The organism is Azorhizobium doebereinerae UFLA1-100, assembly GCF_000473085.1.
Classification (GTDB): domain Bacteria; phylum Pseudomonadota; class Alphaproteobacteria; order Rhizobiales; family Xanthobacteraceae; genus Azorhizobium; species Azorhizobium doebereinerae.
Genome location: NZ_AXBA01000002.1, coordinates 89,060 through 113,298 on the forward strand (window position 1 = coordinate 89,060; position 24,239 = coordinate 113,298).

A 24,239-nucleotide genomic window follows, 5' to 3' on the forward strand; every position below is an offset into this window, starting at 1 on the left:
AAATGACGACCAAGCGCCGTTTGGGACGCCAGGACAAGTCTTGGGATTCCTGGTCAATGCGCCGACAGAGCCGCTGGGCTACGTGTCGATCGCATAATTCCGCCCTTCCCGCATGAGGCGTTTGAAAGACATGTCCCGGTCTTCTTTGTTCACGGATCTGCGCACACGGCGCTGGCTGATCGTCACCGCTGCCACGCTCATGGCCTCACACGCCTATGCCCAGAGCGCGAGCGTGTGGGGAACAGCGGAATATTACAAATCCGCTGCCCTGGCGCAGGTCAATGCCGCGGGGGCCTATGCGCTGGGATATACCGGCGCCGGCGTGCTGGTAGGCACGGTGGACAGCGGCCTCGATGCGAGCCACCCGGAGTTCTCCGGGCGGGTCCTCTATGGCTACGATTTTACCAACAATATCCCGATCCTGGCGAACGAGGAGCATGATACCGACCCGGGCAGCCACGGCACCCATGTCGGCGGCATTATCGCCGCCGCGCGCAACGGCGTGGAAATGCAAGGCGTCGCCTTCAACGCGACACTGGTTCCGACGGTTTACAATACCGCCGCCACCAATCCGGACAATTATTTCGCCGCCAACTGGCTCTATCTTGCCAAGCTCGGCGTGCCGATCGTCAACAACAGCATTGGCCTCAACAATTGCGCCGGGGTCTATGCCCCGCCATGCAACGTGACGGAGTATACCCGCGCGACGGCGGAAGCCCTCTATCCCAACATGATCGCAGCGATGAAGGCCACGGCCGCGGCCGGAACCCTCATGGTGTTCGCCACCGGCAACGAGGCCCAGACGAGCCCCGACGTGCTCGCGGGCATGCCCTATCTGGTGCCGGAGCTGAAGAACAACTGGCTCGCGGTCGCGGCCGTGGATTCGACCAATACCATCGCATCGTTCAGCAACCGCTGCGGTGTCGCCAAGGACTGGTGCCTCTCCGCGCCGGGCGTGGATATCTATTCCACCGTCACCGTCGGCACCGGCACCGGCACCTATGATGGCTATGGCGACAAGTCCGGCACCTCCATGGCCACCCCGGTCGTCTCCGGCGTAGCGGCGCTGGTGAAGGAAGCTTTCCCCTGGTTCACCGCCTATGACCTGCAGCAGGCCCTGCTGACCACCGCCACCGATCTCGGCGCTCCCGGCGTCGACGAAGTCTATGGCTGGGGCCTCGTGAACGCCGCCAAGGCCGTGCTCGGCTACGGCCAGTTCGTGTCCACCGTGACGGTCGACACCAAGGGCTATTCCTCCACCTTCGCCAACGACATCTCCGGCACCGGCGGCCTCATCAAGTCCGGCTCCGGCACCCTGTTCCTCACCGGCAAGGACACCTACACCGGCAACACCTATGTGGAAGGCGGCATCCTGTCGGTGAACGGCTCGATCGTCTCGCCGGTGGCCGTCGGCTCCGCCGGCACCCTGCGCGGCACGGGCACCATCAACAATTCGGTCGCCGTCCTCGGCCGCCTCGCACCGGGCAACTCGCCCGGAACCCTCACCGTGGCCGGGCCGGTCGCCTTCCTGTCCGGCTCCACCTTCCAGACGGATATCGACGGCACAGGCACAGGCACCGGCGCGGGCAACTATTCCCGCCTCGTCACCACCGGCTCCACCGGCACCGTGACGCTCTATGGTGGCACCATCGCCCCCACCCTGCGCGGCATCACCGGCAGCGCCACCAACACCTACACACCGAGCCTCGGCAGCACCTATACGGTGCTCCTGGCCAGCGCCGGCCTCACCGGTTCCTTCTCCGGCATCAGCCAACCCACCAGCGGCCTGCCGACCTCCACCCGCTTCGACGCGCTCTATTCCTCCACCAGCCTCAGCCTCGTGGTCACGCCGCTCTATTACGGCACCCTCGCGGCCAACGGCCTCGCCAGCACCGCCAACACCAATGCGGTCGGCAGCGCGCTCGACAGCTTCCGCCCCACCGCCGGCGTCACCATGAGCGGCGTCACCGGCATTCTGTTCGGCAACCTCTACACGCTCTCGCCGGCGGCCCTGCCCACGGCCTTCGCCCAGCTCTCCGGCGAGGCCCACGCCTCGGTGGCCGCCCAGACGTTCGAGGATGCGCGGCAGATCCGCACCGCCATTTTCGACCGCCTGGACGGCTCCACCGCCGCCAAGGCGAATACCGACACCGCCCAGCTCTCCAGGAGCCTCAACATCGCCATCTGGGCCACCGGCTACGGCGGCTGGGGCAATGCCTCGGGCGACGGAGCCTACAAGCTGGACTGGACCCAGAGCGGCTTCATCGGCGGCGCCGACGTGGAAGTGTTCAACACCACCCGCCTCGGCATCGCCCTCGGCGTCGGCCAGTCGTCCGGCGATGTGGGCAGCCTCAGCTCCAGCGTCGACAACAGCCACACCGATCTGGCCCTCTACGGCTCCACCCAGGCGGGCGCCTTCCTGGCCAAGTACGGGGTGGCCTATAGCTGGAACAATATCGACACCAGCCGGACGGTCGCCTTCAGCGCGCTCTCCAACCAGCTGAACAGCAGCTATGACGGCAACACCACCCAGGTGTTCGGCGAGCTGTCCTACGGCTTCAACGTCGGCCAGGTGCAGCTCTCGCCCTTCGCCCAGGTGGCGTATGTGAAGCAGGACTTCGACGCCTTCGGCGAGACCGGCGGTGCCGCCGCCCTCGCCGGCTCGACGCTCGGCATGACCACCACGCTCACCACCTTCGGCGCGCGGGTCAGCACCGACGTGGCGCTCGGCAACGGCAAGCTCACCCCGAGCGCCAAGCTCGGCTGGCAGCATGCCTTCGGCGACACCGACACCGGCGCCGTCATGTGGTTCAGCGGATCCAACCCCTTCCTGGTGTCGGGCACGCCCATCGCCAAGGACGCGCTCGCTCTCAACCTCGGGCTCGCCTACGCCTTCAGCGACTCCATCACCGCCTCGATGGCCTATGATGGCGTGATCGCGCAGGATGCACAGGATTCCACGCTCAAGGCCAACCTGCGCGTCGCTTTCTAAAGCGGCGCGGGTTGCGGGGGCGGGGGGAGGCGGCGACCAGGGGGTGGGGTCGCCGCATTCTCCCCCGCCATGCGCTCCGGATTACCCGGGGCGCGCCGGTCCAAACAGCAGGAAGAGCCGTCAGGCCGCGCTCACCCGAGCGCGGCCTGACGCATGTTCGGTTTGCACTCCCACACACATCGGTGTCTTCTTTGATGAGTGCGGGCGGGGAGCCCGGAGCGCCGGGCTGGCGCATTCGGGCTGAAGGGGAACAAGCGTGCCAGAGCGTAAGACCAGAGCGGCGAAGGACGACGCCGAGCCCACGGCCTTCATCACCGGCTCGGGCGCCCCGGCCGCCGGGGCCACCAGCCTGGAACAGGCGCTCGGCATTCAGGTGCGCGCAGTGCGCCGCCAGCTCGATCTCACGGTGTCCGATCTCGCCAATGCGGCCGGCATTTCCGTCGGCATGCTGTCGAAGATCGAGAACGGCCAGATCTCCCCGTCCCTCTCCACGCTTCAAGCGGTGGCGCGAGCACTGAACGTGCCGATCACGGCGCTGTTCTCCGCCTTCGAGGAACGCCGCGACTGCTCCTTCGTGCGTGCTGGCCAGGGCGTGGTGATCGAGCGGCGGGGCACAAAGGTGGGCCATCAATACGAACTGCTGGGCCACGGCCTCGGCGGCGATATCGTGGTCGAGCCCTATCTCATCACTCTGACCGAGGAAGCGGTGCCCTATACGGGGTTCCGGCACGGCGGGGTGGAGTTCATCCACATGCTGAGCGGCGAAGTGATCTATCGCCACGGCGATCGCACCTACCATCTTCGGCCGGGCGATTCCCTCATGTTCGATTCTGCCGCGGCGCACGGCCCGGAGGACCTGATCAAGCGGCCGATGACCTATCTGTCGGTGATCGTCTACAGCCGCGAAAACGCCTGACATATTTTCCTTAGAAGAAAATTTTATTCCCCTTATTGACGGCATTCCCGACCCGTCGTACCACCTTTTCCAGAGCCCTCCGGGGCGACGGAGGTGTGCCATGTGCGGCATTGTCGGTATCTTTCTGAAGGACCCCGCGCTGGAGCCGCAGCTCGGACAGATGCTCTCGTCCATGCTCTGCGTGATGACCGACCGCGGGCCGGACAGCGCCGGCTTCGCAGTCTATGGCACGGGCAGGCCGGACCATGTGAAGCTCTCGCTGCGCGCCGCGCCCGGCTATGATTTCGAGGATCTTGCCCGCGGCGTGTCGGTGACCGCCGGCGGCGTGCCGGGCCTCAGCGTCCGCGCCACCCATGCCGTCATCGAGATCCCCGCCGCCAGCGAGACCGCCGTGCGCGCCGCGCTTGCCGCGCACCATCCCGAGGTCGCTGTGGTGGGCTCCGGCGCCCGCATGGAGATCTTCAAGGAAGTGGGGCTGCCGAGCGAGGTGGCCCAGCGCTTCGACCTTTCCAAGATGAGCGGCACCCACGGCATCGGCCACACCCGCATGGCCACCGAAAGCGCGGTGACGACGGCGGGCGCCCACCCCTTCTCCACCGGCGCCGACCAGTGCCTGGTGCACAACGGCTCGCTGTCCAACCATAACGACCTGCGCCGCAACCTGACCCGCGAGGGCCTCACCTTCGCCACGCAGAACGACAGCGAGGTGGCCGCCGGCTATCTCACCTGGCGCATGCGCCAGGGTGCGAGCCTCGGCGAAGCCCTCAAGGCCGGGCTGGAGGACCTGGACGGGTTCTACACCTTCGTGGTGGGCACGGAGAGCGGCTTCGGCGTGCTGCGCGACCCCATCGCCTGCAAGCCGGCAGTGATGGCCGAGACCGACCAGTATGTGGCGTTCGGCTCGGAATACCGGGCCCTCGTCGACCTGCCGGGCATCGCCAAGGCCAAGGTGTTCGAGCCCGAGCCCGCCACCGTTTATTTCTGGGACCGCGCAGCATGAACGCCCAAGCAACCGCCCCCCTGGCCGCCGACCTCACCTTCGATCTCGCCGATCAGCCGCTGCGCGACCTGAACGCGGCGCTGCACAAGGCCGGCGTCGAGACCAACGCCCGGCGCTGGCATGTGCTCAATCCCAACGGTCGCCACGCGGTGGCCGTGGGCATCAACGCCCCGCTGGAGATCGAGATCGCCGGCCATGTGGGCTATTACTGCGCCGGCATGAACCAGCAGGCCCGCGTCACCATCCAGGGCAATGCCGGGGTCGGTGTCGCCGAGAACATGATGGGTGGCTTCGTGCATGTGAAAGGCGATGCCAGCCAGGCGGCCGGCGCCACCGCGCACGGCGGCATGCTGCTGATCGACGGCAATGCCGGCGCCCGCTGCGGCATCTCCATGAAGGGCGTGGACATCATCGTGAAGGGCTCCATCGGCCACATGAGCGCCTTCATGGGGCAGGCCGGCAGCCTGATCGTGTTCGGCGACGCCGGCGATGCGCTCGGCGACAGCCTCTACGAGGCGAAGCTCTTCGTGCGCGGCGCGGTCAAGAGCCTCGGCGCCGACTGCATCGAGAAGGACATGCGCGACGAGCACAAGGCGCTGCTCGCCGAGAAGCTCGCTGCCGCCGGCCTGGCCGGCACGGTCGATGTCTCCGAGTTCAAGCGCTATGGCTCCGCCCGGCGCCTCTACAATTTCCACATCGACAATGTCGATGCGTACTGAGGGGTGAGAGCATCATGACCGCGCACAACAACGTGCCCCGCACCCTCCCCCGCTTCTCCTCCACCTTCGACCCGCACACGCTGGCGGAGATCCGCCGCGCGGCGGCCACCGGCATCTACGACATCCGGGGCGGCGGCACGAAGAGGAAGCTCCCCCACTTCGATGACCTGCTGTTCCTCGGCGCCTCGGTCTCGCGCTATCCGTTGGAAGGCTATCGCGAGAAGTGCGGCACCGACGTGGTGCTCGGCACCCGCTTCGCCAAGAAGCCCATTCATCTCAGGACGCCGGTGACCATCGCCGGCATGAGCTTCGGCGCGCTCTCGGCGAACGCCAAGGAAGCGCTGGGGCGCGGCGCTACCGCCATGGGCACCTCCACCACCACCGGCGACGGCGGCATGACGCCGGAGGAACGCAAGAGTTCGCAGACACTGGTCTACCAGTATCTACCCTCGCGCTATGGCATGAACCCGGACGACCTGCGCAAGGCGGATGCCATCGAGATCGTCATCGGCCAGGGCGCCAAGCCCGGCGGCGGCGGCATGCTGCTGGGCCAGAAGATCACCGAGCGCGTCGCCGGCATGCGCACCCTGCCCGCCGGCATCGACCAGCGCTCCGCCTGCCGCCACCCGGACTGGACCGGCCCTGATGATCTTGAGATCAAGATCGAGGAACTGCGTGAGCTCACCGACTGGGAAAAGCCCATCTATGTGAAGGTGGGCGCCTCCCGGCCCTATTACGACATCTCGCTGGCGGTGAAGTCCGGCGCCGACGTGGTGGTGCTGGACGGCATGCAGGGCGGCACGGCGGCGACGCAGGACGTGTTCATCGAGCACGTGGGCCTGCCGATCCTGGCCGCCATCCGCCCTGCCGTGCAGGCGCTGCAGGATTTGGGCATGCACCGCAAGGTACAGCTCATCGTCTCCGGCGGCATCCGCAACGGCGCCGACGTGGCCAAAGCCCTGGCGCTGGGTGCCGACGCGGTGGCCATCGGCACCGCGGCCCTCGTGGCATTGGGCGACAACGACCCGGTGCACGAGGCCGAATACGAGGCCCTCGGCACCACCGCGGGCGCCTATGACGACTGGCACGAGGGCAAGGATCCGGCGGGCATCACCACGCAGGATCCCGTCCTGTCCGCCCGTCTCGATCCGGTGAAGGCCGGGCGGCGGCTCGCCAATTATCTCGGCGTGCTGACGCTGGAGGCCCAGACCATCGCCCGGGCCTGCGGCAAGAGCCATCTGCACAATCTGGAGCCGGAGGACCTGGTGGCCCTCACCATCGAGGCCGCCGCCATGGCCGGCGTGCCGCTGGCAGGCACCGAATGGATTCCGGGCAAGGGCGGCACTTACTGATCGCCTCATCCCGAACCGCGCCGCGGCTTCCGCGGCGCGGCTTTTGCAAAGATCAGCCTTCCAGACAGACCATCTTTCCAGGGAACACACACATGGCCCGGTTGCCGAAGCAGGTGAAGGACGCGGAAGGTCGCTCGTCGGCGGCAGCCGACCTCGAGGCGGTCGCGCGGGAGCGCGGCATCAAGTATTTCCTCATCTCCTATGTGGACCTGTTCGGCGGCCTGCGCGCCAAGCTGGTGCCCGCCGCCGCCATCGGCGAGATGCAGCGGAACGGTGCGGGCTTCGCCGGCTTCGCCACCTGGCTCGACATGAGCCCGGCCGACCCGGACCTGTTCGCGGTGCCGGACCCGTCCTCGCTCATCCAGCTGCCCTGGAACCCGGAAGTGGGTTGGCTGGCCAGCGATCTGGTGATGGACGGCCAGGCGGTGGCGCAAGCCCCGCGCACGGTGCTGAAGGCCCAGCTCGCCAAGGCGGAAGCCCTCGGCTACGAGATGAAGAGCGGGGTGGAGTGCGAATATTTCCTCACCACCGCAGACGGCTCCGCCATCCATGACGGCGCCGATACGGCGGTGAAGCCCTGCTACGACCAGTCGGCCCTGATGCGGCAGTACGCCGTCATCAAGGAGATCTGCGACAGCATGCTGGCGCTGGGCTGGGGTGCCTACCAGAACGACCATGAGGATGCCAACGGCCAGTTCGAGATGAACTGGAACTATGACAACGCGCTCCTCACCGCCGACCGACACGTGTTCTTCAAATACATGGTGAAGAGCATCGCCGAGAAACACGGCCTGCGCGCCACCTTCATGCCCAAGCCTTTCATCAACCTCACCGGCTCGGGCTGCCACGTGCACGTGTCGCTGTGGAAGACGGGCGCCAACGCCTTCTCCGATCCCAAGGGCGAACTGGGCGTCTCCGACCTAGGCTACAGCTTCATCGGCGGCCTCATCCACAATGCGGACGCGCTGTGCGCCCTCACCAATCCCACGGTGAATTCCTACAAGCGCATCAATGCCCCGCGCACCGTCTCCGGCGCCACCTGGGCGCCGAACACCGTGACCTACACGGGCAACAACCGCACCCACATGATCCGCATTCCCGATGCGGGACGCTTCGAGTTCCGCCTCGCGGACGGCGCGGCGAACCCCTACCTGCTCCAAGCGGGCGTGCTGGCGGCGGGCCTCGACGGCATCGCCAACGGCCGCGATCCCGGCAAGCGGCTCGACATCAACATGTATACCGACGGCCACAAGGTGAAGGGCGCCAAGCGCCTGCCGCTGAACCTGCTGGACGCCATGCGCGCGCTGGAAAAGTCCAAGGTACTGAAGGACGCCCTCGGCGCCCCGCTGGTGGACGGCTATCTCAAGCTGAAGACCGAGGAATGGAACGCCTATTCCCGCCATCTCACCCAGTGGGAGCGGGACAACACACTGGATATTTGAGCCGCGCCCAACCCAGCCCCCGGCGCCCCTGGCGCCGGGGCTTTCGTTTGCGGCTATTCGGGTGCCGGCGAGGCCAGCGGCTTGTCCTTCTCCACCACATAAGTGATGGCGAGGCGCACCTTCTCTGGCCCCACCTGGAAGCTGTGAGGCACTTCCGCGGGAACCTGGAACCCCTCCCCCGCAGCCATCACCCGGTCCGGCTGACCCTTCACGGACAGCGTGCCGCCGCCCGCCACCAGATAGGTGGATTCAAGGCCGGGATGGGTGTGGCGGGCGACTTTCAGGTTGGCGTCGAACTCCGCCACCATCAGGATCGACACATATTTCTCGCCCGGATACTCGGTCTTCTGAAGCACCGTGCGCGTGACGCCCGGCGTCTGCGCACCGGCATCCTCGGCGATCGCGGCAAAGCCCACCGCCGTGCAGATGGCGCACGACACGAACCCTCGTCTGCTGAGCATGTCTCTCTCCCTCCGACGTGCCGCTTCTTTGCGCGCGGCGTGCCCCCGCCTTAATTCCCGGCGGTTCTTGTCCGGTCCCGCTTGGTTTTGCTCGGAACCGGAGTTGAGGCTAAAGCACGCTCCGTTCGGCTTGCAAGGCAGGCCGATCAAACCGCCCCTTCCCGAGCCCGGTCAGGCCCACCGCCCGACATGCCCCCTCTCACGCCGAGGCGGAACGGGCGCCACGCTCGGTGCTCGGTGGCTGGCTGAAGCGAGCCTTGTAGGCGCGTGAGAAGTGGCTGGTGGAGACGAAGCCGCAGGCCATGGCTACCTCCGCCACCGGCAGCGCCGTCTGCCGCAGCAGGGAGCGGGCGCGGTCGAGCCGCACGGCGAGATAGTGCGCGCCGACGCTCTCCCCCACATGATCCGCGAACAGGCGCTCCAGCTGGCGCACCGAAATGCCGGCGCTCCGTGCCAGGTCCTCGCGCGAGGCGGGCTCCTCCAGACGCGTCTCCATCTCGCCCAGCACCCCCAGCACCTTGGCGTTGCCGATGCCGAAGCGCTCGCGCGGCGCCATGCGCTGGGCGTTGGAGGCGGGGCGCGCCTGCGTGCGCAGGAACCATTCGGAGACGGCATTGGCCAGCACCGGCCCGTGGTCTCGGGCGATCAGGTCGGCCATCATGTCGAGGGTGGCGATGCCGCCGGCGCAGGTGACGCGGTCACGGTCGATCTCATAGAGCGTGCGGCGCACGTCGAGCTGGGGAAATTCCTCGGTGAAGGCGGGGATATGCTCCCAGTGCACCGTGCAGCGATGGCCCTCCAGAACGCCGGCGCGCGCCAGCGCATACGGCCCGCCCGATACGCCGGCCAGCATCACGCCCCGATGCGCCAGGCGGCGCAGGAAGGTGAAGGTCGGCTTGTGCCGGAAGCGGGCCGGATTGCCGCCCGCACATGCCAGCAGCGCATCGAGGGCCAAGTTCTCTCCCACCCGCTCGTCCACCGCGATGGCCACGCCGTTCGACGCCTTCACCGGCTGGCCGTCGGCCGAGATGTGCCGCCAGCGATAGAGATCGCGGCCCGAGAGCGCATTTGCGGCCCGCAGCGGCTCGATGGCCGAGGCATAGGTCAGAAGCGCGAAGTCCGGCAGCAGCAGGAATCCATAGGTACGCGGGCCAGCGGCCGTCATGGGGAGCGTCCTTTCCGGCGTGGTGTCGTTTTTGGTCAACAAAGCGTCGCTTTCGGGCATGATGCCAGAGGGCGGATGCGCGATCCATAGCGGACGGCGCCCCGCGCCAACGCTTCCCGCCCCTCGCGGGCGGCCCATTGGGATCGAAGATGCGCTATTCCGTCTTGAGCCTGCTCGCCAACGCCCTCACGGGCCAGAAGAGCTGGAAGCCCGCCTGGCGCGATGCCGCGCCGAAGCCCAGCTACGACGTCATCATCGTGGGCGGCGGCGGCCACGGCCTCGCCACCGCCTATTATCTCGCCAAGGAACACGGCATCCGCAATGTGGCGGTGATCGAGAAGGGCTGGATCGGCTCCGGCAATGCCGGGCGCAACACCACCATCATCCGCTCCAACTACCTGCTGCCCGGCAACGAGCCGTTCTACGAATGGTCGATGAAGCTGTGGGAAGGCCTGGAGCAGGACGTCAACTACAACTCCATGGTCAGCCAGCGCGGCGTGCTGAACCTCTGCCACACCGACGCGCAACGCGACGCCTACGCCCGGCGCGCCAATTCCATGCGCATGAGTGGTGCGGACAGCGAACTGCTGGACCAGGACGGCGTGCGCGCCATGTATCCGTTCCTCGATTTCGAGAACGCCCGCTTCCCCGTCAAGGGCGGCCTGCTCCAGCGGCGCGGCGGCACCGCCCGCCATGACGCGGTGGTGTGGGGCTATGCCCGCGCGGCCGACAGGCTCGGCGTCGACATCGTGCAGAATTGCGAAGTCACCGGCTTTATCCGCGACGCGCAAGGCGCCGTGGTGGGCGTGGAGACCAATCGCGGCCCGATCCGCGCCGGCAAGGTGGGCCTGGCGGTCGCCGGCTCCACCTCGCGCCTGACCGCGAAGCTGGACATGCGCCTGCCCATCGAGAGCCACGTGCTCCAGGCCTTCGTCTCCGAGGGGCTGAAGCCGCTCATCGACGGCGTCATCACCTTCGGTGCCGGGCACTTCTACATCAGCCAGTCGGACAAGGGCGGCCTCGTCTTCGGCGGCGATATCGACGGCTATAATTCCTACGCCCAGCGCGGCAACCTGCCGGTGGTGGAGGATGTGGCCGAGAGCGGAATGGCCCTGATTCCGCGCATCGGCCGGGTGCGTCTGCTGCGCTCCTGGGGCGGCGTCATGGACATGTCCATGGACGGCTCCCCCATCATCGACAAGACACCCATCCCCGGCCTCTACCTGAACGCCGGCTGGTGCTACGGCGGCTTCAAGGCGACGCCGGCCTCCGGCTGGTGCTTCGCCTGGACGCTGGCCAAGGACGCGCCCCATGCGCGCAACGCCGCCATGCGGCTCGACCGCTTCCGCACCGGACATCTCATCGACGAGAAGGGGGTCGGCGCGCAGCCGAACCTGCACTGAGGCTCACATGCGCATTCCCTGTCCCTATTGCGGGCTCCGCGACGCCCATGAATTCGCCTATCTCGGCGATGCCACGGTCAAGCGCCCCGATCCCGCCGCGCCCGGCGCGGAAGACGCCTTCCACGACTATGTCTACCTGCGTGACAACCCGGCCGGCGCCCACAAGGAATTGTGGTACCACGGCTCCGGCTGCCGCTCCTGGGTGGTGGTCGCGCGCGACACCCGCACCCACGCCATCGCCGGCGCAGAACTGGCCCGGGAGGTGACGCCATGAGCCGCCTTCCTTCCGGCGGTCGCATCGACCGCTCCCGGCCCGTCTCCTTCAGCTTCGACGGCAACAGCTACCAGGGCTTCGCCGGCGACACGCTGGCCTCGGCTTTGCTCGCCAACGGCGTGCGGCTCATGGGCCGCTCGTTCAAGTATCACCGTCCGCGCGGCGTCTTCTCGGCCGGCTCGGAAGAGCCGAACGCCCTCGTCGAGCTGCGCACCGGCGCCCGGCGCGAGCCGAACACGCGCGCCACCACTGTGGAGCTGTTCGACGGCCTCAGTGCGCAGAGCCAGAACCGCTGGCCCTCGCTCGCCTTCGACCTGCTGTCGGTCAACGGCGCGCTCTCGCCCTTCCTGAGCGCGGGCTTCTACTACAAGACCTTCATGTGGCCGGCCGCCTTCTGGGAGAAGCTCTACGAGCCGGTGATCCGCCGCGCCGCGGGCCTCGGCCGGGCGGCGGAGGAGAACGACCCGGACACCTATGAGAAGGCCCACACCTTCTGCGACGTGCTGGTGATCGGTGCCGGCGCGGCCGGCCTGACGGCGGCGCTCTCCGCCGCCCGCTCCGGCGCGCGGGTGATCCTGGCGGATGAGGACTTCGCCCTCGGCGGCCGGCTGCTCAGCGAGCAGCACCCCATCGACGGCGCGCCCGCCGCCAGCTTCGTCGCCAAGGCGGAAGCCGAGCTGGCGAGCCTGCCCAACGTGCGCATCATGACGCGCACCACGGTCTTCGGCGTTTACGACAGCGGCACCTATGGCGCGCTGGAGCGGGTGTCCGACCATGTGGCGGTGCCGGCCTCCTTTATGCCACGCCAGCGCATGTGGAAGATCGTCGCCAAGCAGGCCGTGCTCGCGGCCGGCGCCTTCGACCGCCCTATCGTGTTCGGCGGCAACGACCGGCCCGGCGTGATGTCGGCCCAGGCCCTGCGCACCTATGCGGTGCGCTATGGCGTGGCGGCGGGCAACATGGCGGTGCTGTTCGCCAATAACGACTATGCTTGGAGCGCCGCGCTCGATGCCGCGGAGGCCGGCGTCCGGCTCGCCGCCATCATCGACGTGCGCCGCGAGGTGGCCGCGCCGCTGCAGGCGCGGGCCAAGGCGCTCGGCATCCGGCTCATCCTGGGCGGCGAGGTGGTCGCAACCTCCGGCAAGATCCTGTCCTCGGTCATCGTGCGCTCCGGCGGACGCGAGGAGACGATTGCGGCGGAAGTGCTCGCCATCTCCGGCGGCACGACGCCGAACCTGCACCTCACCAGCCATTTCGGCAGCCGGCCGACCTATGACGAGAGCCTCGCCGCCTTCCTGCCCGGCACACCACCCGCAGGCCTCGCCGTGGCGGGCGCCGCAGCCGGCCGCTTCGCGCTCGGCGAGACCTTGCGCCATGGTGCGCAACTGGGCGCCTCCGCTGCCACCGCAGCCGGCTTTGCCGCCGCACCCATGGCGGCTCCGCGAGCCGAGGACACGCCGTCCGGCATCTCGGCCTTCTGGCAGGTGAAGGGCACGCGCGGCCTCGCCTTCGTGGACTTCCAGAACGACGTCACGGCCAAGGACGTGGCGCTCGCCCATCGCGAGGGCTACCGCTCGGTGGAATTGCTGAAGCGCTACACCACGCTCGGCATGGCCACGGACCAGGGCAAGAACTCCAACATGGCCGGCCTCGCCATCATGGCGGAACTGACCGGCCAGGGCATCGGCGCCACCGGCACCACCCTGTTCCGCCCGCCCTACAGCCCGGTGGCCATCGGCGCCATCGCCGGCCACCACCGGGGCAAGGACTTCCGCCCCACCCGCCCCACCCCGACCCATCAATGGGCCGAGGAGCGCGGCGCGGTGTTCGTGGAAGCGGGACAGTGGCTCCGCGCGCAGTATTTCCCGCAGCCCGGCGAAAAGGACTGGCTGGAGAGCGTGATGCGCGAGGTGAAGGCGACGCGCTCCTCCGTCGGCCTTATCGACGTCTCCACCTTCGGCAAAATCGACGTGCAGGGGCCGGATGCGGCCGCATTCCTGGACCGCGTCTACATCAACACGTTCTCCACCCTGGCGGTGGGCAAGGCGCGCTACGGCGTCATGCTGCGCGAGGATGGCATGGTGATGGACGACGGCACGACGGCGCGCCTCGCCCCCGAGCACTTCATCATGACCACCACCACCGCGAACGCGGCGAAGGTGTTCCAGCACCTGGAATTCTGCCTCCAGGTACTGTGGCCGGAGCTGGACGTGCAACTGGCCTCGGTCAGCGAGCAGTGGGCGCAGATCTCCATCTCCGGGCCGAAGTCGCGCGACGTGCTGGCCAAGGTGGTGGATGCCCCGCTCGATGTCTCCAACGAAGCGCTGCCCTATATGGGCGTCGCCCAGGGCACGGTGATGGGCGGCACCAAGGCACGCATCTTCCGCCTCTCCTTCGCCGGCGAGCTCGGCTACGAGATCGCCGTACCGGCGCGGCATGGCGAGGCGCTGACCCGCGCCCTCATGGCCGCCGGCGCGCCCTTCGGCATCACGCCCTACGGCACCGAGGCGCTGGGTGTCATGCGCATCGAAAAGGGCCACGTCTCCGGCAATGAGCTGAACGGACAGACCACGGCCCGCGACCTCGGCCTCGGGCGCATGGCCTCCACCAAGAAGGACTTCGTTGGTCGCGTCATGGCCGGCCGCGCCGGGCTCATCGAGCCCGACCGGCCCATCCTGGCAGGCTTCCGCCCTGTCGATCCATCGAAGCGCCTGCGGGCCGGGGCGCATTTCATCGCCATCGGGGCCGAGGGCACGCTGGAGAATGACGAGGGCTACATGAGCTCGACCGCCTTCTCGCCGGCGCTCGGTACCTGGATCGGCCTCGGGTTCATCAAGCACGGGCCCGAGCGGTGGGGACAACGGGTGCGCGCCTATGACCCGGTGCGCGGAGAGGACGTGGAAGTGGAAGTGTGTGATCCGGCTTTCGTCGACCCGAAGGGGGAGCGGCTGCGTGTCTGAGCTTATGGAACATCTCCCCCTCACCCGCCTGGTGCCCGCCGGGCGCCACGGCCGCATCGACGGGCCGGCGGGCGTCACCGCCCGCCTCCTCGCCGACACCGCCGCCGCAACCCTGGTGGCCCGCCGCGCGGGACGCCCGGAGGATATGCTCGCCGCGCAACTGGGCCTCGCCCTGCCGCCGGGTCCGAAGGCGTGCTTCAAGGACGGCCTCACCGCCATCGGCACCGGCCCCGGACGCTGGCTGGTGCTGGAGGATGGCGCCGCGGCCGACACGCTGACCGACCGCCTCGCGGCGACGGCAGGCGATCAGGCCGCGGTCACCGAGCAGAGCGACGCCTTGCTGGTGTTCGAGCTGTCCGGCCCCAGCGTGCGGCAGGCCCTGGCCAAAGGCATCACGGTCGATCTCGACCCCATCGCCTTCACGCCCGGCGATGCGGCCACCACCTCCATGGCCTTTGTCGGTCTCACGCTGTGGCAGACCGATGCCGCGCCGACCTATCGCATCGCGGTCGCCCGCTCGTTCGCGGCGGCCTTTCTGCGAGCCCTGACGGCGGCCGCCGCCGAATACGGCATCTTCCTGGAGGGCACGGGACGAGGTTGATGGCAGCGCGGCGCGCGCTGCTTCCTCCCATCCTCATCCCGCCGGCGCGGCGCCGCCTCTCTCCGGCGCCGCGGCCGGCCTTCCTGCCAGGATCGTCCCCATGACCCAGCCGACCCCGCAATTCATCCTGACCCTCTCCTGCCCCGACCGCCCGGGCATCGTGGCTGCCGTCTCTACCTTCCTGTTCGAGAAGGGCTGCAACATCCTGGAGGCGCAGCAGTTCGACGACACGGAAAGCGGCCGCTTCTTCATGCGCGTGGTGTTCCACGTGGTGGATGGCTCCGCCGGCGAAGCCGAGATCCGCGCGGCGTTCGCCGACGTGGCCGAAGCCTTCAAGCTGAACTGGACGCTCCGCGACCGGGCGGAGAAGCGGCGCGTGCTGCTGCTGGTCTCCAAGTTCGACCACTGCCTCGCGGACCTGCTTTATCGCTGGCGCATCGGCGAAATTCCCATGGAGATCGCCGGCATCATCTCCAACCACGCGCCGGAGACCTATGCCCATCTGGATTTCGACGGCATCCCCTTTCATCACCTGCCGGTGACCAAGGACAGCAAGATGGAGCAGGAGGCGCAGGTGTGGCGCATCTTCCAAAGCTCCGGCGCGGAGGTGGCCGTGCTGGCGCGCTACATGCAGGTCCTGTCGGATGGACTGTCGGCCAAGCTGTCCGGACGGTGCATCAACATCCACCATTCCTTCCTGCCGGGCTTCAAGGGCGCCAAGCCCTATCATCAAGCGCATGTGCGCGGCGTGAAGCTGATCGGGGCCACCGCCCATTATGTGACGTCGGACCTGGATGAAGGCCCGATCATCGAGCAGGACGTGGAACGCATCAGCCACCAGGACAGCCCGGACGATCTGGTGCGCAAGGGCCGCGACATCGAGCGCCGGGTGCTGGCGCGGGCTCTGGCGTGGCACCTGCAGGACCGTGTGGTGCTGAACGGCAAGAAGACGGTGGTCTTCCGCGACTGAGCAGCGCCGAAGACCCGCCACCGACATGCAAACGCCCGCTCCGGCCGATCAGCCGGAGCGGGCGTTTGCATGTCGACACCAGAGAGAGAGAGCGCGGGGCGAAGACGCATCCGGTTGGGACAGAGGGCCCACCCGGCGGGGCTCATAGCAGCGGCGTTTGGGAGCGCGAGATATGGTCGCGCAAGTCCTGCAATGAGACGAAGCGCACCACGCCATCGGGCAGTTCCGCGTGGATCGACCCGTCGGAATAGAGCGTATAGGGCATTCCGCCGACGATGCCGGATTTCAGCACCACGGGCTCGGGCACGGGACGCGCGGGCGGCGCACCGAAGGGGCGCTGGGCAGCCCGTTCCGGCTGCGGCGGTACCTCCGCCGGGGCTTCCGCCGCTTCCGGCTCGGGCGCGGGCGGCGTTACCGGGCTCGGCTCGGGCGCCGGGCGCTCCGGAACGATCCGCTCGGGCGCAGGCCTTTCCGCCGGGCGGCTTAGCGCGACGCGATCGAGCAGAGACCGGGGCCGCGGGGCGGCGGGGATGGGCTCGGCATCGCCAGGCCGGCCGAGGATGCGGCCGCGACGTTCGGCAACCGGCGGTTCCTCGCCGGTTTTGGGCTCCGGCGCAGATGCCGGCGGCGGGCGCAGGCGGTCGGCAAAGGACAGGCCCCGCGGGCGCGGGGCGGTCGGCTCGGGCGCGGCGGCCGCAGGTTCGGGAGCCACCGGCTGGGACGCAGCCGGCTCATGGGCGGCAGCGGCAGGCTCGCGCGGACTGACGGCCGGCTCGGCCACTACCGCTTCCGTGACGGCGAGAATGGCCGCATCCCCGGCGGCCGACGCCGCTGCCCGCGCCACCGGCCGGGAGGGGCTGGCGCCCGCCTCCAGGAGATCGCGCATCCGTTCCAGTTCGCGCAGCACCAAGCCTGCGGCCGCAATCAGCACACCGCCGGTAAAGCCGATGGCGCCTGCGGAAATTAATGCGTTACCGGACGTCGTGACGAAAATGACGCTGCCGGACGCAATGGCTAAAAGCCCGGCGACCAGTGTGAAACCACCCACAGCAACGAGAAAACGCCACATATCCGCACTCCACGCCCCCGCTCCACGGCCCGAAGCCGGGAACTTTATTGCCGCATAACCCGGGAAATCGAACAAATGAAGTTGTCCGCCCCCCTGTCCCGCCCTATCTAGGGCGAAGTTGGGGCTGGCCGGCGACCCTCAGAGCCGCGCGCCACCATACGCCCCAGCCGGATCGAACGCGGAGACCCCAGATGTCGTTCACGCTGCCCGACCTGCCTTATTCTTACGATGCCCTCGCGCCCTATATGTCGCGTGAGACCCTTGAGTACCATCACGACAAGCATCATCTCGCTTACGTCAATAATGGCAACAATCTCCTAAAGGGAACCGAATTCGAAGGAAAATCCCTGGAGGAGATCGTTAAGGGCTCGTTCGGAAAGAATGCCCCCCTCTTCAACAATGCCGGTCAGCACTACAACCACCTGCACTTTTGGCATTGGCTGAAGCCCAACGGTGGCGGCGCCATCCCGGGCGAGCTGGAGAAGAAGCTGGTTGAGGATTTCGGCTCCCTCGACAAGTTCAAGGAAGAGTTCGTCGCCGCCGGCGTCGGCCAGTTCGGGTCGGGCTGGGCCTGGCTTGCGGTCAAGGACGGCAAGCTCGTGGTAACCAAGACCCCGAATGGCGAGAATCCGCTGGTGCACGGCGCCACGCCCATTCTCGGCGTCGACGTGTGGGAACACTCTTATTATATCGACTATCGCAACCGCCGCCCCGACTACCTCAAGGCGTTCGTCGAACACCTGGTGAACTGGGAGTATGTGGCGGAGCTGTACAGCAAAGCTGGCTGATCTCAATCGCTAGCAATTATTCTGGGGGTCGGAGCAGTTTTCCCTGTTCCGGCCCTTTTTCGTGCCAATTTGAAGAGCACCTTGCTTGGGCGTGCCGGGACGGCCCGGTGCCTAATCTTTAGCGCAAGCCCCGCACAAGCAGGAGGCGCAAATATGCTAATTGCGCCTGGAGATAGCAAAGATGCGTTATCATTGCACCGCAATGCATAATTTTCTTGCATCCCCGTAAGCGCACATGGAATCAATCTTTGCTCACGTTCATGTGAACGACAGGCGGCCTTTCGGTGCCGCGTGGCGGACACGTTTATCCGGGCTCATGCGTCTCGTTCGAGTTGGATTCCGTCTCCATGCGCACCGCTGCTCCTAATCGTTCGCCTGTCCATACGCCGATCGATACCGTCGCCCTCCTCTTCCTCGCCGCTGTCGGCGCGGTCTCGGTGCTGACGTTCAAGGACTACGGGCTGGGCTGGGACGACTTCACCCACTCGCAGTACGGCAACCTGCTGCTGAAGTATTACGGCTCGGACTTCACCGACCAGCGCGTATTTTCCTTCGTCAATCTGTATTATTATGGCGGCGGCTTCGACATGCTCGCCGCGGGCATCGCCAAGCTGCTCCCGGTGGACGTGTTCAACGTCCGCCGCCTGCTGGGCGCGCTGTTCGGCATCGCCGGCCTCGCCATCGTCTGGCGCACCGGACGCCGTCTCTCCGGCCCCACGGGCGGGTTCGCCGCCATGGCGCTGCTGGCCATCTGCCCCCTCTATTACGGCCACATGTTCATGAACGCGAAGGATGCCCCCTTCGCCGTGGCCATGGCCGCGCTGCTCTACTGCCTTGTGCGCGCCTTCGACGAATACCCCTCCCCCTCGCCCCGGACGGTGGCGTGGTTCGGCCTGTGCCTCGGCCTGACCATCGGCACGCGCGTGCTGGGTGTGCTGGCGGGCGTCTACTGCCTCGCCGCGGCCGCCTTCCTGCTGGCCACGGAAACCCGGCGCACGGGGCTGCGCCTCGCCGCCGGCCGCCTGGCCCGCTTCGCCATCCTGCTCGCCCTCGGCTTGCCGCTGGCCTATTTCGTGCTCGGCGCCGTGTGGCCATGGGCGGTGGTCGAGCCGCTCAACCCGGTGCGGGCGCTGGAATATTATTCGCACTTCTGGGAAGTCCCGTGGCGCGAAATGTTCGATGGCCGCCCGGTGCTGGTGCCTGACATGCCGCGGACCTATGTGCCGGTGCTGTTCGCCATCCAGATGCCGGAGCTGTTCCTCACCTTCTCCGTCGCCGGCGCGGCGGGAGCTGTGGTGTTCGCCCTGTTCGGCCAGGATGCTCCGGCTCGGCGGGCCCGCTTCGTCCTCGTGCTGGCCGCTGCGGCGGTCCCGATCCTCATCACCGTCATCATGCGTCCGGTGATGTACAACGGCATCCGGCATTTCGTGTTCGTGACCCCTGCCCTCGCCCTGCTGGGCGGTGCGGCGGTGGCGTGGCTCGTCACCCGCGTCTCCCGCGCCCCGCTGGCGGCGCGCGGCGCGGTCGCGGCGCTCCTGCTTGTTGGCTTTGCGCTGCCGGTGAAGGAATTCGCCACGCTCCACCCCTACCAGTACACCTACTACAACCATCTGGTCGGCGGCGTGCGCGGCGCGGATGCGAACTTCATGCTCGATTACTGGGGCCTTGCGTTCAAGCAGGCTGCGGCGGAGCTGGATGAATATGTGGACGCCCACCGCATGTCCCTGCCCCAGGGGCGCAAATACCGTGTGGCGGTGTGCGGCCCGCACAATGCGGCGGCCGAGGAACTGGGTCCGCGCTTCGAGACCACCTATGAGACCAGAGGCGCGGACTTCGCCCTGATGCTGGGCGAGTTCTATTGCGCCGACGTGCAGGCTCCGGTCATCGGCAAGGTGGAGCGTGAGGGCGTGACCTACGCGAAGGTCTACGACGTGCGCGGGCGCCACTTCCCCAGCGTCTTCGCCAGCGGGAAATGACCCTCGGGGCCCCCCGGAGACCTGACGCGCAGGACACCTGAATCAAAAGAGCCGGACGGCATGCCGTCCGGCTCTTTCGTGTCCGGGATGGCGAAGGCGGTCCGTGCCGCCTTCGCCCGCAAGCCCCGCTTGCCGATCACTTGGCCTTCAGGAACTCTCCCACGTCCAGCAGGACGAACTCATTGTCGTCCGACTTCTGCGGCGAGCGGCCGGCGGAGTAAGGCAGGTTGTTGTCGTTGCCGACCACGATATGCGTCGGGTCCACCATCACCACGTCCTCGATGGTGAAGAAGGGGAAGTCCAGCACGCCGTCCTTGCTCCCCTGCTTGGCCTTGCCGTTGGGATCCTTGATGGCGAGCAGGTCGATATAGCCGATCTTGCGCACCAGCTGGCCGGCGGTCTCGGGGGTGAACTCCACCTTATAGACACGCTTCAGCTTGGCGGGGCGGTCGAAGCAGTCCGGCGCCACCTTGCCCTCGGCGCAGGCCTGGGTGCGGCTGCCTTCCAGATCGTCGCGCTCGATGATGAGGCCGGTGGTGGCATCAACCATGTTGAAGTCGCCGATGGCATTGCCGGCCTGCGCGAGCGGATATTTCCACGAGCGCCCGGTCCAGTCCTTCTTGGCCAGATCGAATTCGAGGATGCGCAGCACCTCGACGCCGTCCACCTTCTCCTTCTCTCCGCTCGCGGGGTCGAGCAGCGGCCCTTCCAGGAGCGCATAGAGCTTGGTCTTGTCCGGAGACAGGGCCATGCCCTCGAAGCCCTTGGAGCGGGCGGCCTCGAATGCCACCTTGCGGGACGGGTTGGCGGGCGTGGACACGGCCGGATGGTCGGGGGAACGAACGAGCTTGCCGTCGGCCTTGGTCTGGTAGACGCCCTTCACCTTGCCGGCGAGATCAGTCTCGAGCAGGAAGGGGCCGAACTCGTCGCCGAACCACAGGCTGTCGCCCACCTTCTGAACGGACTCGATGTCGAAGTCCGAGCCGGTGAGGTAGCGCCTGGGGGTGCCTTCCATCGTGATGGGGAACGGCACCTTCTTGTCCGGATCGCTCAGGAAGACGGTCTCGCGCCGCTCGATGGTGCCGGCTTTAAAATCCATGGCCAATCGATGGATCATCAGCATGGCATCCGGCGAATTGGCCTTGGAGCCGAAGCCGTTGTCGGTGATGACCAGGAAGGTGCCATCGCTGTCCTTGACGATGCCGGAGAAGCCCTGCACGGCCTGCCCGTCGAACGGCAGCGAGATGCCCGTGGTGCGCGGGGCCTCCTTCGCGGACAGCACGCTCACGCCGGCCTCCGAGCCGACCTTGTCGTTGCGCGTGCGGTCGGCGCTGGTGAACTTGGCGGAGACCTTCAGGTCGGCCGGCGCATCCGCCGGCGGCTGCACGAAGGTCGCGGCCGGGAGAACCACCTGCCCCTCGAGCACGGCGCTATAGGCCGGTGCCGCTTCCTCGGCACGCGCGGCGAGGGTGGAAAACACGGTGCCGGCTAAGAGCACGGCGCAATAAAAAGAGAGTTTCCGCATGGCAAGACGCCTCCTGTTGGCAGGCGTTTCTTGCGGCTTTGCATGTCATCGGGGCGACAGCCTCACGACAGTCCCGTGACGCAGCGTTACCATCCCGCGCGACGGCCTTCAGAACCACTTCAGGTGCTTGAACAGGCGCACCAGGCCGGTCCCCAACAGCACGAACAGCACCGAAATCACCCAGAAGGCGGCGGGGTCGGTATTGCCCGGAATTCCCCCGACGTTCATGCCCAGCATGCCGGAAATGAGCGTGAGGGGCGCGAACACCACGGTCACAGCCGCCAGCACCAGCATGGACTGGTTCATCTGTTCCGCCCGCCGATCGACGATCTGCTCGCGGATGAGGATCGAGCGCTCGCGCACCGTGTCCAGTTCCTCGGAGAAGCGGGAAACCCGGTCGGCCGCGTCGCGCAGGCGATTGCGGTCCTTTGGGCCGATCCACGGGTCGTCTTCCATGGAGAAATGGTTGAGCGCCTCGCGCTGCGGGGCGATGTGCCGCCGCAGCTTCATCGCCACCCGCCGCAGCACAAGGACACGGGGCAGCACGTCCCCCGCCGGCATGCGTTGGGCATCGTCCTCCAGATCGTCGGCTTCGTCGATGAGCATGGCGACCACGAGATCGAGCCGCTCCACCAGCCGGGTGGCGAGATCGGCGACCATCTCGCCCTGGGTCCGCGCCATCCGGCGACGGCCCATGGCGTCGATATAGTCCGCCAGCGCGGAGATCGGCTGATACTGCACGGAGATGATCCGCTCGGCATCCACCCACAGGGTCAGCGACGTCATCTCCTCCGGCAGCGAGTTCGGCTGGAGGTTCACCGCTCGCAGGATGAGCAGCGCCCCCTCGTCCAGGACCTGGCAGCGCGGCCGGGAATGGGTGTCCATCAACTGTTCGACGATATGCGGATCGATGCCGCTGCTTGTGTGCAGCCACGTGTCGGTCAGGTTCGGCAGCCGGCGAAAATGCAGCCAGACGAAGCCACCCTCCTCGGCACGATGGGTCCGGGCCTCGTCGGCCGGCAGGCGGCGTGCGCCGCCCTTGCCGTCAAACAGCCAAGCATCCAGCAACCCGTCTGAACTCAGTGGCTTCACGCCCAGCTCTCCCGCACCACCTCCCTCAGTGACATGGAAGCGTTACAGTTGGAAGAAGGCCGTAAGGGAAACCGCCTGCGGCCTCAGGCCAGGGCGGACAGGATGCGTACCCAGCTCCGCGTCCCCTTGTGGAAGCAGGTGAGGTCGTATTTCTCGTTCGGCGAGTGCACCCGGTCGTCATCCAGCCCGAAGCCGATGAGCAGCGTGTCCATGCCCAGCACGTTCTTGAACTGCCCGACGATGGGGATGGAGCCGCCCGAGCCGATGGCCACCGGGGTCTTGCCCCATTCCGCCGCCAGCGCGGCCTCCGCCTTGGCCAGATCCGGACTGTCCGGCGGCACCAGCACCGCGCGGCTGCCCTCGCTCTTGCCGAACGTCACCTTGCAGTCGGCGGGCAGGCGGGCCTTCACGAACGCCTGGAAAGCCGCCGCGATCTTCGCCGGGTCCTGGTCGGCCACGAGGCGGATGGAGACCTTGGCGGTGGCGGATGACGGGATGATGGTCTTGCTGCCCTGCCCGGTATAGCCGCCATAGATGCCGTTGACCTCGAAGGTCGGGCGCGACTGGATCTGTTCGATCAGCGAGCGGTCGGCCTCTCCGGCGGAGACCGACAGGCCCACCGGAGTGAGGAACGCTTCCGCCGTCAGGCCGAGGCGGTTCCAGGCGTCGCGCACGTCCTGCGGCATCTCGCGCACATCGTCGTAGAAGCCGGGAATGGTGATGTGCCCCGTGTCGTCATGTACCGCCGCCAGGATGCGCGCCAGCACATGGATGGGGTTGCGCGCCGCGCCGCCGAACAGGCCGGAGTGCAGGTCGCGGTCGGCGCCGGTGACGGTGAGCTCGGTATGCAGGATGCCGCGCAGCGAGGTGGTGATGGCCGGCGTATCCGCGTCCCACATGCCCGTATCGCAGACCAGGGCGAGGTCGGCGCCCAGCTCGCCGGCATTGGCGGCGAGGAAGGCGGGCAGGCTCGGCGAGCCGCACTCCTCCTCCCCTTCCAGCAGAATGGTGACATCCACCGGCAGCTTGCCGGTGACGCCCTTGAGCGCACGCAGCGCCTCCAGGAAGGTGAACACCTGTCCCTTGTCGTCGCAGGCACCGCGGGCATAGATCCGCGTCTTGCCGTCCGCCCCGCTGGCGATGCGCGGCTCGAACGGCGGGGTCTCCCAGAGCTCCAGGGGGTCGACGGGCTGCACGTCGTAATGGCCGTAGAACAGCACGCGCCGGGGGGCGCCGGTATCGGTGCGGCCCACCACTACCGGATGGCCAGTGGTGTCGCGCACGGCGGCGGTCAGCCCAAGGTCGGTCAGGGTCGCGGCGGCGAATGCCGCCGCGCGGCGGCACTCGGCGGCATAGGCCGGGTCGGTGGAGATGCTGGGAATGCGCAGGAAGTCGGAGAGGCGCGCCAAGCTGGCATTGAGCCCCGCATCGACCGCACCCAAAACGTCATCCAAGCCCGCCATTCCGCTCTCCTCGCATCCGGCCCGACGCCGCCCCTCGGCGACTCGCGGCGCATGCTGGGCCGCGGCGGACG

At 67.6% G+C, this 24,239-nt stretch carries 19 protein-coding genes; 13 read left to right on the top strand and 6 right to left on the bottom strand.

Annotated elements, in window-relative coordinates:
• Positions 1 to 130: 130 nt before the first annotated feature.
• The 6 genes from YU1_RS27675 to glnT all read left to right on the top strand — a co-directional run bounded on the left by YU1_RS27675 (position 131) and on the right by glnT (position 8,421).
• Positions 131 to 2,992, top strand: coding sequence for an autotransporter serine protease (locus tag YU1_RS27675; protein WP_198018807.1), 2,862 nt, complete (start codon positions 131 to 133; stop codon positions 2,990 to 2,992).
• Between the two features lie 256 nt (positions 2,993 to 3,248).
• Positions 3,249 to 3,908, top strand: a complete 660-nt coding sequence (locus YU1_RS27680; RefSeq protein WP_051356405.1) for a helix-turn-helix domain-containing protein — start codon at positions 3,249 to 3,251, stop codon at positions 3,906 to 3,908.
• A 100-nt stretch (positions 3,909 to 4,008) separates the two neighbouring features.
• Positions 4,009 to 4,908 carry a class II glutamine amidotransferase gene (locus YU1_RS0103020; protein ID WP_029002807.1) on the top strand — a complete coding sequence of 300 codons (900 nt, stop codon included), beginning with the start codon at positions 4,009 to 4,011 and terminating at the stop codon, positions 4,906 to 4,908.
• A complete protein-coding gene (locus tag YU1_RS0103025) occupies positions 4,905 to 5,627 on the top strand; it encodes a protein glxC (protein ID WP_051356406.1) in 723 nt (240 codons plus the stop codon). The genes YU1_RS0103020 and YU1_RS0103025 overlap by 4 nt, the downstream gene beginning before the upstream one ends.
• A gap of 14 nt (positions 5,628 to 5,641) precedes the next feature.
• Positions 5,642 to 6,979, top strand: coding sequence for an FMN-binding glutamate synthase family protein (locus YU1_RS0103030; protein WP_029002809.1), 1,338 nt, complete (start codon positions 5,642 to 5,644; stop codon positions 6,977 to 6,979).
• 92 nt (positions 6,980 to 7,071) lie between these two features.
• Positions 7,072 to 8,421 carry a type III glutamate--ammonia ligase gene (gene glnT / locus YU1_RS0103035; protein ID WP_051356407.1) on the top strand — a complete coding sequence of 450 codons (1,350 nt, stop codon included), beginning with the start codon at positions 7,072 to 7,074 and terminating at the stop codon, positions 8,419 to 8,421.
• Between the two features lie 53 nt (positions 8,422 to 8,474).
• Here glnT and YU1_RS0103040 read toward each other — a convergent pair whose 3' ends face one another.
• Entirely contained in the window at positions 8,475 to 8,882 is a 408-nt protein-coding gene (locus YU1_RS0103040; RefSeq protein WP_029002811.1) for a cupin domain-containing protein, read from the bottom strand.
• A 199-nt stretch (positions 8,883 to 9,081) separates the two neighbouring features.
• The gene (locus YU1_RS27685) at positions 9,082 to 10,047 is read right to left on the bottom strand and encodes a GlxA family transcriptional regulator (protein WP_035713513.1); all 966 of its coding nucleotides are present in this window, start codon (positions 10,045 to 10,047) and stop codon (positions 9,082 to 9,084) included.
• A 149-nt stretch (positions 10,048 to 10,196) separates the two neighbouring features.
• Here YU1_RS27685 and YU1_RS0103050 point away from each other — a divergent pair, with 149 nt between their 5' ends.
• From YU1_RS0103050 to purU, 5 genes are all read left to right on the top strand, one after another.
• Complete coding sequence (locus tag YU1_RS0103050) at positions 10,197 to 11,450, top strand: sarcosine oxidase subunit beta family protein (RefSeq protein ID WP_029002812.1); 1,254 nt, start codon at positions 10,197 to 10,199, stop codon at positions 11,448 to 11,450.
• A 7-nt stretch (positions 11,451 to 11,457) separates the two neighbouring features.
• A complete protein-coding gene (locus YU1_RS0103055) occupies positions 11,458 to 11,724 on the top strand; it encodes a sarcosine oxidase subunit delta (protein WP_029002813.1) in 267 nt (88 codons plus the stop codon).
• Positions 11,721 to 14,684, top strand: coding sequence for a sarcosine oxidase subunit alpha family protein (locus tag YU1_RS0103060; RefSeq protein WP_029002814.1), 2,964 nt, complete (start codon positions 11,721 to 11,723; stop codon positions 14,682 to 14,684). The genes YU1_RS0103055 and YU1_RS0103060 overlap by 4 nt, the downstream gene beginning before the upstream one ends.
• Positions 14,677 to 15,285, top strand: a complete 609-nt coding sequence (locus YU1_RS0103065) for a sarcosine oxidase subunit gamma (RefSeq protein WP_029002815.1) — start codon at positions 14,677 to 14,679, stop codon at positions 15,283 to 15,285. The genes YU1_RS0103060 and YU1_RS0103065 overlap by 8 nt, the downstream gene beginning before the upstream one ends.
• 100 nt (positions 15,286 to 15,385) lie before the next feature.
• The gene (purU, locus tag YU1_RS0103070; protein ID WP_029002816.1) at positions 15,386 to 16,255 is read left to right on the top strand and encodes a formyltetrahydrofolate deformylase; all 870 of its coding nucleotides are present in this window, start codon (positions 15,386 to 15,388) and stop codon (positions 16,253 to 16,255) included.
• A gap of 142 nt (positions 16,256 to 16,397) precedes the next feature.
• On the opposite strand, the gene YU1_RS0103075 is transcribed toward purU, so the two are convergent.
• Positions 16,398 to 17,324 (bottom strand): hypothetical protein, encoded by a 927-nt coding sequence (locus YU1_RS0103075; protein ID WP_156921940.1) that lies wholly within the window; start codon positions 17,322 to 17,324, stop codon positions 16,398 to 16,400.
• Positions 17,325 to 17,515: 191 nt separating this feature from the next.
• Between YU1_RS0103075 and YU1_RS0103080 the strand changes: the two genes are divergently transcribed.
• Together YU1_RS0103080 and YU1_RS0103085 are read left to right on the top strand one after the other, a co-directional pair.
• Positions 17,516 to 18,112, top strand: a complete 597-nt coding sequence (locus tag YU1_RS0103080) for a superoxide dismutase (RefSeq protein WP_029002818.1) — start codon at positions 17,516 to 17,518, stop codon at positions 18,110 to 18,112.
• Between the two features lie 347 nt (positions 18,113 to 18,459).
• Positions 18,460 to 20,088, top strand: a complete 1,629-nt coding sequence (locus YU1_RS0103085; protein ID WP_051356408.1) for an ArnT family glycosyltransferase — start codon at positions 18,460 to 18,462, stop codon at positions 20,086 to 20,088.
• Between the two features lie 136 nt (positions 20,089 to 20,224).
• On the opposite strand, the gene YU1_RS0103090 is transcribed toward YU1_RS0103085, so the two are convergent.
• The 3 genes from YU1_RS0103090 to YU1_RS0103100 form a co-directional block, all read right to left on the bottom strand.
• On the bottom strand, positions 20,225 to 21,613 hold the full coding sequence (locus tag YU1_RS0103090; RefSeq protein WP_029002820.1) for an esterase-like activity of phytase family protein: 1,389 nt from the start codon (positions 21,611 to 21,613) through the stop codon (positions 20,225 to 20,227).
• Positions 21,614 to 21,721: 108 nt separating this feature from the next.
• On the bottom strand, positions 21,722 to 22,705 hold the full coding sequence (locus tag YU1_RS0103095; RefSeq protein WP_035713522.1) for a zinc transporter ZntB: 984 nt from the start codon (positions 22,703 to 22,705) through the stop codon (positions 21,722 to 21,724).
• Between the two features lie 83 nt (positions 22,706 to 22,788).
• Entirely contained in the window at positions 22,789 to 24,168 is a 1,380-nt protein-coding gene (locus tag YU1_RS0103100; RefSeq protein ID WP_029002822.1) for a dipeptidase, read from the bottom strand.
• Positions 24,169 to 24,239 lie beyond the last annotated feature (71 nt).